A 13,204-nucleotide genomic window follows, 5' to 3' on the forward strand; every position below is an offset into this window, starting at 1 on the left:
CCGCTCCCACAGGTTTGCGCAACTATCAAGGGTTGTGCAATACCTGTGGGAGCGGGTTTACCCGCGAATGCTTCAGCGCAGTTTTTCCAGCATCTGGTAGTACCACATCCCTGCCGCCAACAGCGGATTCCCCAGCAGGTCGCCCATCGGCACCCGCACATGCCGGCACTGGGCAAAGGTGTCGAACTTCTCCAGCGTCCCGGTCAACGCCTCGGCCATGATCTCGCCCATGATGTGGCTGGTGGCAATGCCGTGCCCCGAATAGCCCTGGCAATACCACACGTTGTCCGACAGCTTGCCCAGCTGCGGTATCCGGTTGACCACGATGCCCATCGCGCAACTCCACTGGAACTCGATCGGCACGCCCTTCAACGCCGGGAAGGTGCGTTCGATGCACGGGCGCAGTTCGCCCTCGATGTCGCGTGAGTCACGGCCGGAATAGTTCGCGCCACCGCCAAACAGCAGGCGCTTGTCGGCGGTCAGGCGGTAGTAGTCGAGGACGAAGCGGCAGTCGTAGACCGCCAGGTCCTGCGGGTTGATCTGCTCGGCCAGTTGCCCCAGCGGTGCGGTGGTGACGATGCCGCCCATGGCCGGGAAGATCTTGCCCTTGAGCTGGCGCTTCTCCAGCTTGTGATACACGTCGCCGGCCAGCATCACCTGACGCGCCTCGACCCGACCGTGGGCAGTGACCACGGCCGGGCGCGGGCCGTGGACGATGTCCAGCACCTCGGAGTTCTCGAAAATCAGCGCCCCCAGGCCATGGGCGGCGCGGGCTTCGCCCAGGCACAGGTTGAGCGGGTGCAGGTGCAGGTTGCGCAGGTTCTTCAGCGCGCCCAGGTACAGCGGGCTCTGCAGGTGTTCGGCCACGCCGTTGCGGTCCAGCAACTGCACCTGCTCGCCCATGCCGCGGCGCTGGGCCTCGGCCTCGAATGCGCGCAGCTCATTCATGTGCGAGGGCTTCATCGCGGCATGTAGGTGGCCACGCTTGAGGTCGCAGTCGATGCCATAACGTGCCACGCGCTGTTCGATCAGCTGGTGCCCGCGCCAGCGCAGGTGCCAGATGAAATCGTCGACTTCGGCCCCCAGGCGGTTGCGCATTTGCGTGCGCATGGCTTCGTCGCCCGACAGGCTGCCGGTGACCTGGCCGCCATTGCGCCCGCTGGCACCCCAGCCAATGCGGTTGGTTTCGACGATGGCCACCTTCAGGCCGCGCTCGGCCAGTTCCACTGCCGTGGCCACGCCGGTGAAGCCACCGCCGATGATCGCCACGTCCACCTGCACCACGCCTTTGAGCTGCGGGTATTCGGTGTGGTCGTTGAGGGTGGCGCTGTAGTAGGACGGCGCGCGCTGCGCCGGGCCTTGGTTCAATGCTGCATTCATGGGTGTTCCTTGTTATACGGGGCTTAGGCCTGGTGCAGGTACCAGCGCCAGTCCTGTTCGCTGACTTCGGCCATGAACTGGCGGTACTCGGCGCGCTTGACCTTCAGGTACACGCCCAGAAACGGCTCGCCAAAGGCTTCGCGGGCCCAGTTGGAGTGCTGCAGGGCGTCGAGCGCGGTCAGCCAGTCGGTGGGCAGGTGTTCGCTGACCTGGGCATAGCCGTTGCCTTCTACCGGCGCCCCAGGGTCAAGCTGTTCGCGGATGCCGCGGTGGCTGGCGGCGAGGATCGCCGCCGCTGCCAGGTACGGGTTGGCGTCGGCGCCGCAGATCCGGTGCTCCACATGCCGGCTGTTGGCCGGGCCGCCCGGGACGCGCAGGCTCACGGTGCGGTTGTCCACGCCCCAGGTGGGCGCCAGCGGCGCGTAGCTGTTGGCCTGGAAGCGGCGGAACGAATTGGCATTGGGGCAGAACAGCAGCAGCGAGTCGCGCAAATGACGCAACATGCCGGCCACGGCCTGGCGCAGCAGCGGGGTGCCGGCCTTGTCGTCGCTGGCGAACAGGTTGTGGCCGGCGTCGTCGGCCAGGCTCAGGTGCATGTGCATGCCGGTGCCGGCCAGGTGCGCGAACGGCTTGGCCATGAAGCAGGCCTGCATGCCGTGAGCGTGAGCCACACCTTTTACCAGGCGTTTGTAGCGTACGGCCTGGTCCATCGCCTGCAGCGCGTCGCCGTGCTCGAGGGTGATCTCCACCTGGCCGGGGGCATATTCCGAGATCGCCGTGCGGGCCGGGATGCCCTGGGCCTTGCAGGCGGCGTAGAGGTCGGCGAGGAACGGCTCGATCTGCTCCAGTTCGCGCAGGCCATAGACCTGGGTGCTGCGTGGGCGGCCGCCATCGTTGTCCAGCGCCGGTTGCGGGCGGCCTAGGGCGTCACGCTGTTGGTCGAGCAGGTAGAACTCCAGTTCGCAGGCCATCACCGGGTGGTAGCCGTCGGCCTTCAGCGCATCGATGGTGCGCAGCAGCACATGCCGTGGGTCGGCGATACTGGCGGGCAGGCCTTCGCTGGGGTGCATGCTCACCTGTACTGCGGCAGTCGGCACCCGCCGCCAGGGCAGGCGCACCAGGCTGCCCGCCAAGGGGTAGGCGCGGCAGTCGATATCGCCCACGTCCCATACCAGGCCGGAGTTTTCCACATCGTCGCCGTTCAGGGTCAGGCCAAGTATGGTGCTGGGCAGCGGGCGGCCGCTCTGGTACACGGCCAGCAGCTCGTCGCGGTGCAGCAGCTTGCCGCGCGGTACGCCGTTGGCGTCGAGGATGAACAGTTCGAACAGCTCGATGTCGGGGTTGTCGGCCAGGAAACGCCTGGCCTGCTCTACGGGTGCAAAGTGCATGATGGATTCGCTCATGGGCGCACCGGGCCTGCGCTTGGGCAAGCGGCCCGGTTGAGTCAAACGGCCGGACGGGGTCCGGGCTCGGTCATGAAAGCGTGCGCGAGCAATCCGGTGGGCGGGCGTGACGGCAGTGCCACAGGGCCCAGAAGGCGAGGATGATGTGGACCAGCGGATTCTCACCGGCACGGCGCCGGGCCTTCGGCAGCGAAGGGCGGGGCGAGGGTGGGGCGATGGGCTGGACGGGAGTCATGCCTTGGATACTCACATGCGCGGTAAGGTTGATTAAAGCAGTGAATGGCAACCTTTACATCGCATCCGGCTAAACATTTGTGCCATTGCACCTGGCCTCTTCGCGGGTAAACCTGCGCCCACAGGATTGCATCAAGGCTGGGGGTTGTGCGGTCCCTGTGGGCGCGGGTTCACCCGCGAAGAGGCCGGCAGGCAGCAGACAACCGGCAAATCTGCGACAATCGCGCAACCTTCGAATGCCGATCATGCAAAAGCAGGCTCACCTGCATCACTAAAAAGCCCCATGACTGACCACGCCATCGACAAACTGCTGCAAAACCTCGACCACGCCATGATTGCCGACCGCCATCGCCTGCGCCGGCAATTGCACGAACTGCGCAAACGCCCCGATGAGGCGAAGCTGGCGCAGTGGGTGGAAAAGGTTCAGGCCTCCTGCGCCCAGGTCACCGCGCGCCAGCAGAGCGTGCCCACCGTGCGCTACGACGACAGCCTGCCGATCGCCGCCAAGCGTGACGAAATCAAGAAGGCCCTGGCCGAACACCAAGTGCTGGTGATTGCCGGCGAAACCGGCTCCGGCAAGACCACCCAGTTGCCGAAGATCTGCCTGGAGCTGGGCCGTGGCAGCCATGGCATGATCGCCCACACCCAGCCACGCCGGATCGCCGCGCGCAGTGTGGCCGCGCGGGTCGCCGAGGAACTGGGCACACCGCTGGGCGGGCTGGTCGGCTACCAGGTGCGCTTCGAGGACCAGAGCGATGCCAACACCCTGGTCAAGCTGATGACCGACGGCATCCTGCTGGCCGAAACCCAGCACGACCGCTTTCTCGAACGCTACGACACGATCATCGTCGACGAAGCCCACGAACGCAGCCTGAACATCGACTTCCTGCTCGGCTACCTGAAGACCCTGCTGCACCGCCGCCCTGACCTTAAGCTGATCATCACCTCGGCGACCATCGACCTCGAGCGCTTCTCCAGGCACTTCGACGGTGCGCCGATCATCGAGGTGTCCGGGCGCACTTTCCCGGTGGAAACCTGGTACCGCCCGCTGACCAGCGAGCAGGACGAAGAAGGCAACCAGATCGAGGACGACCTTACCGTCGACCAGGCCATCCTCGCCACCCTGGACGAGCTGGCGCAGCACGAGCGCAGCGTCGGCAAGGGGCCGGGCGACGTGCTGGTCTTCCTGCCGGGCGAGCGGGAGATCCGCGATGCTGCCGAGATCCTGCGCAAGGCGCAGTTGCGCCACACCGAAATCCTGCCGTTGTACGCGCGCCTGTCGCCGGCCGAGCAGCAGCGCATCTTCCAGCCGCACAGCGGGCGCCGCGTGGTGCTGGCCACCAACGTCGCGGAAACCTCGCTGACCGTGCCGGGTATCCGATACGTGATCGACACCGGCACCGCCCGCATCAGCCGCTACAGCTACCGCGCCAAGGTCCAGCGCCTGCCGATCGAGGCCGTGTCGCAGGCCAGTGCCAACCAGCGCAAAGGCCGCTGTGGCCGGGTCGAGCCGGGTATCTGCGTACGCCTGTACAGCGAAGAGGACTTCAACAGCCGTCCGGCTTTCACCGACCCGGAAATCCTGCGCACCAACCTGGCGGCGGTGATCCTGCAGATGCTGCACCTGCGCCTGGGCGCGATCGATGCCTTCCCGTTCATCGAACCGCCGGATGGCAAGGCCATCAGCGACGGTTTCAACCTGCTGCAGGAGCTGTCGGCGGTCAACCGCGAGAACCAGCTGACCCCGATCGGCCGCCAGTTGGCGCGTCTGCCGATCGACCCGCGGCTGGGCCGCATGCTGCTCGAAGGCGCCCGCCTGGGCAGCCTGCAGGAAGTGCTGATCGTGACCAGTGCGCTGTCGGTGCAGGACCCACGTGAACGCCCACCGGAGCGCCAGCAGGCCGCCGACCAGGCGCACGCGCAATGGAAGGACGTGGATTCCGATTTCGCTGCGCTGGTCAACCTCTGGCGTGGCTTCGAAGAGCAGCGCCAGGCGCTGACCGCCAACCCGCTGCGCAACTGGTGCCGCAAGAACTTCCTCAATTACCTGCGCCTGCGCGAATGGCGCGATGCCCATCGCCAGCTGGCGCTGATCTGCCGCGACCTGCAGTTGACGGTGAACAAGGAACCGTCCGACTACCCGAAAATGCACAAGGCCATTCTCAGCGGGCTGCTCAGCCAGATCGGCCAGAAGACCGAAGAGGGCGACTACCAGGGGGCCCGCCAGCGGCGCTTCTGGGTGCACCCGTCCTCGGGCCTGGGGCGCAAGCGCCCGCAGTGGGTGATGGCTGCCGAACTGGTCGAGACCACCAAGCTGTATGCGCGCATGGTGGCCAAGATCGAGCCGGACTGGATCGAGCCGCTGGCCGGTCACCTGGTCAAGAAGAACCACTTCGAACCGCACTGGGAGAAGAAGCGCGGGCAGGTGGTGGCCTATGAGCAGATCACCCTGTACGGCCTGATCCTGGTCGGCCGCCGCCCGGTGCATTTCGGCCCGATCGACCCGGTCACCTCGCGCGAGCTGTTCATCCGTGAAGGTCTGGTCGGCGGCCAGATCCAGTCGCGGGCCAAGTGCCTGGCGGCCAACAAGCGCCTGCTCGAGCAGCTCGACGAACTGGAGGCCAAGGCGCGCCGCCGCGACATCCTCGCCGACGAAGAAACCTTGTACGCCTTCTACGAAGCGCGCCTGCCGGCGGAAATCCACCAGACCGCGACGTTCGACAGCTGGTACCGCATGGGGAGTCAAAAGGACGCCAACCTGCTGATCATGCGCGAGGAAGACGTGCTGGCCCGCGAAGCCAGCGAAGTTACCGCCGCGCAGTACCCCGACAGCCTGCAGCTGGGTGACCTGCGCCTGCCGCTGAGCTACCACTTCGAGCCCGGCCATCCTCGTGATGGTGTGACCGTGCGGGTGCCTGCACCACTGCTGCCGAGCCTGCCGGGCGAGCGCCTGGAATGGCTGGTGCCGGGCCTGCTGGAAGCCAAGTGCGTGGCGTTGGTACGCAACCTGCCCAAGGCCTTGCGCAAGAACTTCGTGCCGGTGCCGGACTTCGTCAAGGCCTCGTTGGCGCGCATGACCTTCGGCCAGGGAGCGCTGCCGCAGGCCCTCGGCCAGGAGCTGCTGCGCATGACCGGTGTGCGGGTGCCCGACGAGGCCTGGGACGAGTCGGTCAACCTGGTCGAAGGCCACCTGCGCATGAACATCGAAGTGGTCGATGGGCAGGGCAAGTTCCTCGGTGAAGGCCGCGACCTGGCCGAGCTGACCGCGCGCTTTGCCGCTGCCAGCCAGGCTGCGCTGGCCGTGCCGCGCGACGCCGGCAGCGAACAGCCGGTGCAGGCCAAGGCCTTCAGCGAAGTGAAACAGACTGCCCAGCAGAACATCGCTGGCCTGTCGATGACCGTGTACCCGGCGTTGGTGGAAGATAACGGCAGCGTGCGCGAAGGGCGTTTCTCGACCCCGGCCGAAGCCGAGTTTCAGCACCGCCGCGCCTTGCAACGCCTGTTGCTGCAGCAGTTGGCCGAACCGGCCAAGTTCCTGCGTGGCAAGCTGCCGGGGCTGACCGAACTGGGCCTGCTGTACCGCGAGCTGGGCCGCGTCGAGGCATTGGTCGAGGATATTCTTCTGGCCAGCCTGGACAGCTGCATTCTCGACGGCGAACAGCCGCTGCCGCGCGACGGTGCTGCATTGGCCGGGCTGGCGGAACGCAAGCGCGGCAGCTGGGCCGAACATGCCGAGCGCCTGGCCCGCCAGACCCTGGAAGTGCTGAAGCTGTGGCATGGCTTGCAGAAGCGCTTCAAGGGCAAGATCGACCTGAGCCAGGCGGTGGCGTTGAACGACATCAAGCAACAGCTGGGCAACCTGGTGTACCCGGGCTTCGTGCGCGAAACCCCCGCGGCCTGGTTCAAGGAACTGCCGCGCTACCTGAAGGCGGTGGAGCTGCGCCTGGAGAAGCTGGGCGGGCAGGTGCAGAAGGACCGGGTGTGGAGCGCCGAGCTGGGCAACCTGTGGGCGCAGTACAAGGCCCGTGCCGACAAGCATGCCCAGGAGGGCAAGCGCGACGAGCAACTGACCGTCTACCGCTGGTGGCTGGAAGAATATCGGGTCTCGCTGTTCGCCCAGCAGTTGGGCACCAAGGTGCCGATTTCCGACAAACGCTTGAGCAAGCAATGGAGCCAGGTGGAGGGCTAAACTTCCCTGGTTGTGGCACTATTAGGGCAATTTGGGGTCGCCTTGCGACCCTTTGCGGGCAAGCCCGCTCCCACCGGCGCTGCGCACGAGGGAGCAGCTTTGTCTTTGAGTTGGCACTAAAGTGCCATTAACTTGCCATATTCCCAGCCAGCGCCGCGTGGCGCTGGCCTTTTACCAGAGGAACGACCGTGCATAACGTCGTGATCAGCGGCACCGGCCTGTACACCCCGGCCCAGAGCATCTCCAACGAAGAACTGGTAGCCTCCTTCAACACCTGGGCGCAGCAGTTCAACCAGGACAACGCCGCAGCCATCGAGCGCGGTGAGATCGAAGCGGCACCGTTGTCCGACGCAGCCTTCATCGAAAAGGCTTCGGGCATCAAGAGCCGCTTCGTCATGGACAAGGCCGGCATCCTCGACCCGCAGCGCATGAAGCCACGCCTGCCGGAGCGCTCCAACGACGAGCCGTCGGTACTCTGCGAAATGGCCGTGGCCGCGGCGCGCCAGGCCCTGCAGCGCGCCGGCCGCAGTGCCGCCGATGTCGACGGGGTGATCGTCGCCTGTTCCAACCTGCAGCGTCCGTACCCGGCCATCGCCATCGAAGTGCAACAGGCATTGGGCATCCAGGGTTTTGCCTTCGACATGAACGTGGCCTGCTCGTCGGCCACCTTCGGCATCCAGACCGCTGCCAACAGCGTGGCCTTGGGCCAGGCCCGTGCGGTGCTGATGGTCAACCCGGAGGTGTGCACCGGGCACCTGAACTTCCGTGACCGCGACAGCCACTTCATTTTTGGCGATGCCGCCACCGCGGTGCTGCTCGAGCGTGCCGACAAGGCGACCTCGGCGCACCAGTTCGAGATTGTCAGCAGCAAGCTGTGGACCGAATTCTCCAACAACATCCGCAACAACTTCGGCTTCCTCAACCGCGCGGCGGAAGAGGGCGAAGGTGCAGCGGACAAGCTGTTCATCCAGGAAGGGCGCAAGGTGTTCCGCGAAGTGTGCCCGAAGGTGGCCGAACTGATCGGTGAGCACCTGCAGGAGAACGGGCTGCAGCCGAGCGATGTGAAACGCTTCTGGCTGCACCAGGCCAACCTCAGCATGAACCAGCTGATTGTCAAGAAACTGCTGGGGCGTGAAGTGGCAGAGGAAGATGCGCCGGTGATTCTCGACCGTTATGCCAACACCAGCTCGGCGGGCTCGGTAATTGCCTTCCACCTGTACCAGGACGACCTGGCCAAGGGGGCGCTGGGGGTGTTGAGCTCGTTTGGTGCGGGGTATTCGATCGGTAGCGTGATCCTGCGCAAGCGCTGATTGATCGTACCGCTGGTACCGGCCCTTTCGCTGGCTTGCCGGCGATGGGGCCGGGTGCATTGCTGCCAGGTGAAAAAAAGCGGGAAACGCCGGATGGGGTCGGCATTTCCCGCTTCAGAAGAAACCGCTTCAGGTGAAGCGCAACCGGTATCGCTTAGAACTTGGCTTCCAGGTCGACCTGCAGGGTATCGACATCGGCATCGCTGTTGGGCAATTGCGACAGGTCGGTCTTGGCCATCAGGTAGGCAGCGCCCAGCGAGAAGTTCTTGTCGATTTCATACCCGACCTTGAACTTGTGCCCGCGCGAACCAGTAAAACCGTTGCCAAAGTCCGAGTCGGTGAACAGGCTGACCACCGCGTTACGCTGCACGTCGCGGTAGTTGTAGTCCAGGCTCCAGGCGCCGACCTTGGTTTTCAGGCCCGCCAACCAGGCCTGGTCTTCGCCATCGGTGCTTTCGGTGTTCTTCACATATTGGCCGTAAGCGGACAGCGGGATGGCAAAGCCGGTGAAGTCCAGCTGGCCGAAGCCTTCCACCAGGTTGAACTCGTTGGTGGTGTTGCCGAACGACTGCAGGATGGTCGCTTCCTTGTCGTTGTCGTAGCCGTAGATGCTGGCACCAACGGTCAGCTTGAGCGCGTCTGCCGGGGCGAATTTGGCGCCCAACTGGCCGTGATAGACCTGTGCGTCATGCTTGTACTGCACACCGTCGCCATCGACGTTGTCCTTGAGCGTGTACTGGCCGGCGCTGGCGAACACTTCGGCCCCGCCCAGGTCGGTCTTGTAGGTAGCTGCCACGCCTTCCGGGTTGATGTCGCTATCCCAGATGATGTCACCCATGCTCACCCATGGCTGTGCCATCTTGCCGCCAATCAGGTGCAGGTTGGGTACGGCGGTCGGGTGCCAGTCGAGGTAGGCCTGGTCGACCCACAGCGACTTCTTGTCGAAGTAGTTGTCGAAGCTCTGGTTGGTCGAGCGGCGGTCGGCGCTGCTGCCGGTGGCGATACGGATGCCCGCGTCCACCTGTGGGTTGATTTCGCTGTAGAAGCCGACACGGGCACGCACGCGCTGGCGGTCCTGGTTGCCGCTGCTGCTGTTGGGGTTGTCGACGTTGACGTCTTCGTAACGCAGGCGAATGTCACCCTTGACCTGGGTCTTGGCAGCCCATGCCACTTTCTGTTCAAAGGAGCTCATCCGGTCGGACTGAGCTTTCTGAGCGGCCTTTTCCTTGGTTTCCTGAGCCAGGTCTGCCTGCAGTTCGTTGTACTGCGCCTGGTTGATCGAGCCGTTGGCGCGGAGCATTTCGAGCAGCTTGGCGTCGACAGCTGCACTGGCCGGAGTACTCAGAGCCAGCATCATGCCGGTGAGGCTCACTCCGGTAAGTGTAGAAACAAGACGCATAAGGTTCTCCCTGTTGAATAAGATGGGGGAGGCTCAGGCGCCCACCCCTGTATTGGCATGTCTTCGGAAAGGGCCTGAATAGACAGGTTCTGGGGTTCCGGAAAACAGGCGCAAGTATTGCGGGGGCGAATGACAGATTAATGTCGAATTAGTGGCACTGCGGTTAAGTAATTGAGAATAAAAGGATCGCCGCCGCGTTGGCGAATTGAGTGGCGGGCCTTCCTTGGGGATACTGGGTACCTTGAAACAGCGAGTCGAAACCGTGACCAGCCTGTACAGCCTTGCTCATCTGCGTGACCTGCCGGCGGCTACCTGGGATGCCTTGGTGCCACCCGGCCAACCGTTCCTGCGCCATGCGTTTCTCAGTGCCATGGAGGACAGCGGCAGCGTCGCGCGCAACACCGGCTGGGCCGCCGAGCACCTGGTGCTGGAGCGTGGCGGGCAGGTGCGGGCGCTGTTGCCGGCGTACCGCAAGTGGCATTCGTTTGGCGAGTATGTGTTCGACCATGGTTGGGCCGATGCCTGTGAGCGGGCCGGCATCGCTTATTACCCCAAGCTGCTCGGTGCCGTGCCGTTCAGCCCGGTCAGCGGCCCGCGCCTGCTGGCCGCCGATCCTGCCGACGCCTTGCTGGTGCTGCAGGCGTTGCCGGAGTACCTGGGCAAGGGCGGGTTGTCCGGGGCACACATCAACTTCACCGACCCGCAGCTGGATGCGCAGATGGCCAGTGTGCCGGGCTGGATGGAGCGGCTGGGTTGCCAGTTCCACTGGCGCAATCATGGCTACCGCGACTTCCAGGACTTCCTCGACAGCCTCAGCTCACGCAAGCGCAAGCAGATGCGCAAGGAGCGTGAGCAGGTAGCCGGGCAGGGCATCGATTTTCGCTGGTACCACGGCGCGGAGCTGGACCAGGCGCAGTGGGACTTCGTCTACCGCTGCTACGCGAATACCTACGCGGTGCGCCGTCGGGCGCCTTACCTGACGCGTGAATTCTTCAGCTTGCTGGCCGAGCGCATGCCCGAGGCACTGCGCGTGGTGATGGCACGGCAAGCCGGGAGGGACGTGGCGATGGCCTTGAGCCTGGTAGGCGGCGACAGCCTGTTCGGGCGTTACTGGGGCTGCCTGGAGGAGTTCGACCGGCTGCATTTCGAGACCTGTTTCTACCAGGGCATGGACTTTGCCATTGCCGAGGGCCTGCAGCGTTTCGATGCCGGGGCCCAGGGCGAGCACAAGCTGATACGCGGGTTCGAGCCGGTGGTGACGCGGTCGTGGCACTACCTGCTGCACCCGGGGTTGCGCCGTGCGGTGGAAGATTTTCTGCAGCAGGAGCGGGAAGGTGTCCGGGCATATGCCGAGGAGGCGCGCGGCATGTTGCCCTATCGCCAGCGATAGGGCCATCACAGGAGTCAGTCGACCCCGACAAAGCCCCCGGTCTGGTGATGCCACAAGCGGGCATACAGCCCTTGCTGCTCAAGCAGTTCACTGTGGCTGCCACTCTCGACAATCCGCCCCTTGTCCAGCACCACCAGCCGGTCCATGCGCGCGATGGTCGACAGCCGGTGGGCAATGGCGATCACCGTCTTGCCCTGCATCAGGGTCTCTAGGCTTTCCTGGATGGCGGCCTCGACTTCCGAGTCCAGCGCCGAGGTCGCTTCGTCCATGATCAGGATCGGTGCATTCTTCAACAGCACCCGGGCAATGGCGATGCGCTGGCGCTGCCCGCCCGACAGCTTGACCCCGCGCTCGCCCACGTGGGCATCGAAGCCGGTGCGGCCCAGTGCATCCGACAGCTGCGGGATGAACTCGTCAGCCCGCGCCCGGCGCACCGCTTCGAGCAGCTCGGCCTCGCTGGCACCCGGGCGGCCGTACAGCAGGTTGTCGCGAATCGAACGGTGCAGCAGCGAGGTGTCCTGGGTGATCATGCCAATCTGCGCGCGCAGGCTGGCCTGGCTGACTTGGGCGATGTCCTGGCCGTCGATGAGGATGCGCCCGCCCTGCACGTCGTACAGCCGCAGCAGCAGGTTGACCAGGGTCGACTTGCCGGCCCCGGACGGGCCGATCAGGCCGATCTTCTCGCCCGGGCGAATGTCCAGGTTCAGCCCTTCGATCACGTTGGCCGCCTGGCCATAGTGGAAATCCACGTCATCGAAGCGTACCGCGCCGCGGCTGACCTTCAGCGCCGGTGCGTTGGGTGGGTCGGTGACGGTGACCGGCTGGGCGATGGTCTGCAGGCCGTCCTGGACCATGCCGATGTTCTCGAAGATGCCGTTGACCACCCACATGATCCAGCCCGACATGTTGACGATGCGGATCACCAGGCCGGTGGCCAGGGCGATGGCGCCGACCGTGATCAGCGACTGGCTCCACAACCACAGGGCCAGGCCTGTGGTGGTGACCACCAGCAGGCCGTTGAGGGTGGTGATGACCACGTCCATGCTGGTGACCACGCGCGCCGCCAGTTGGGTTTTCTCGGTCTGTTCGCTGATCGCCTCGCGGGCGTATTGCTGTTCGTAGTCGGTGTGGGCGAACAGCTTGAGGGTAGCGATGTTGGTGTAGCCATCGACGATACGGCCCATCAGCTTGGAGCGCGCGTCGGAGGAAATGACCGAGCGTTCCTTCACCCTGGGCACGAAGTAGAACAGCGCGGCGATATAGCCGACGATCCATAGCAGCAATGGCAGCATCAGGCGCCAGTCGGCCTCGGCGAACAGCACCAGCGAGGTGATGGCGTAGATCAGCACATGCCACAGCGCATCCACTGCCTGCACGGCGGAGTCACGCAGCGAGTTGCCGGTCTGCATGATGCGCTGGGCGATACGCCCGGCGAAGTCGCTCTGGAAGAAGTTCAGGCTCTGCTTGAGCACGTAGGTGTGGTTCTGCCAGCGGATCAGGCTGGTCATGCCCGGGGTTATGGTCTGGTGCACCAGCAGGTCGTGCAGGCCGAAGAACAACGGCCGCAGCAGCAGGATGACCACCAGCATCCAGATCAGCTCGCCACTGTGCTCACTGAAGAAGTTGGCATTGGGCGTGCCCTGGGCCAGGTCGATGATGCGGCTGAGGTAGCTGAACATCGCCACCTCGATCAGCGAGGCGAACAGGCCGACCACCAGCAGGGCCAGGAAGCTCGGCCAGACCTGGCGCAGGTAATACAGGTAGAACGGCCACACCCGGCTGGGTGGCGCTTCGCTGGGTGCTTCGCGAAAGATATCGATCAGTTGTTCGAAACGGCGGTACAGCATGGGTGACGACACTCCTGTTCCATCCGACCCCTGGCGGTTTCACGTCCCTGTG

7 protein-coding genes are annotated in these 13,204 nt (G+C 64.8%); 3 read left to right on the top strand and 4 right to left on the bottom strand.

The window, feature by feature from the left end:
- Positions 1-72: 72 nt before the first annotated feature.
- The gene (locus tag ACVWZT_RS15700) at positions 73-1,380 is read right to left on the bottom strand and encodes an NAD(P)/FAD-dependent oxidoreductase (protein WP_457470191.1); all 1,308 of its coding nucleotides are present in this window, start codon (positions 1,378-1,380) and stop codon (positions 73-75) included.
- Positions 1,381-1,403: 23 nt separating this feature from the next.
- Positions 1,404-2,768, bottom strand: coding sequence for a glutamine synthetase family protein (locus tag ACVWZT_RS15705; protein ID WP_457472082.1), 1,365 nt, complete (start codon positions 2,766-2,768; stop codon positions 1,404-1,406).
- 532 nt (positions 2,769-3,300) lie between these two features.
- Here ACVWZT_RS15705 and hrpA point away from each other — a divergent pair.
- Together hrpA and ACVWZT_RS15715 are read left to right on the top strand one after the other, a co-directional pair.
- The gene (hrpA, locus tag ACVWZT_RS15710) at positions 3,301-7,206 is read left to right on the top strand and encodes an ATP-dependent RNA helicase HrpA (protein WP_457470193.1); all 3,906 of its coding nucleotides are present in this window, start codon (positions 3,301-3,303) and stop codon (positions 7,204-7,206) included.
- Positions 7,207-7,394: 188 nt separating this feature from the next.
- Positions 7,395-8,516 (top strand): beta-ketoacyl-ACP synthase III, encoded by a 1,122-nt coding sequence (locus ACVWZT_RS15715; protein WP_457470195.1) that lies wholly within the window; start codon positions 7,395-7,397, stop codon positions 8,514-8,516.
- Between the two features lie 154 nt (positions 8,517-8,670).
- On the opposite strand, the gene ACVWZT_RS15720 is transcribed toward ACVWZT_RS15715, so the two are convergent.
- Entirely contained in the window at positions 8,671-9,915 is a 1,245-nt protein-coding gene (locus ACVWZT_RS15720) for a putative porin (RefSeq protein ID WP_296232378.1), read from the bottom strand.
- A gap of 262 nt (positions 9,916-10,177) precedes the next feature.
- Here ACVWZT_RS15720 and ACVWZT_RS15725 point away from each other — a divergent pair, with 262 nt between their 5' ends.
- On the top strand, positions 10,178-11,305 hold the full coding sequence (locus tag ACVWZT_RS15725; protein WP_296232472.1) for a GNAT family N-acetyltransferase: 1,128 nt from the start codon (positions 10,178-10,180) through the stop codon (positions 11,303-11,305).
- 14 nt (positions 11,306-11,319) lie between these two features.
- Here the strand turns inward: ACVWZT_RS15725 and ACVWZT_RS15730 are convergent, their stop codons facing one another.
- Positions 11,320-13,152 (bottom strand): ABC transporter ATP-binding protein, encoded by a 1,833-nt coding sequence (locus ACVWZT_RS15730; RefSeq protein WP_457470196.1) that lies wholly within the window; start codon positions 13,150-13,152, stop codon positions 11,320-11,322.
- Positions 13,153-13,204 lie beyond the last annotated feature (52 nt).

It is taken from the genome of Pseudomonas sp. TE21394 (genome assembly GCF_054057835.1).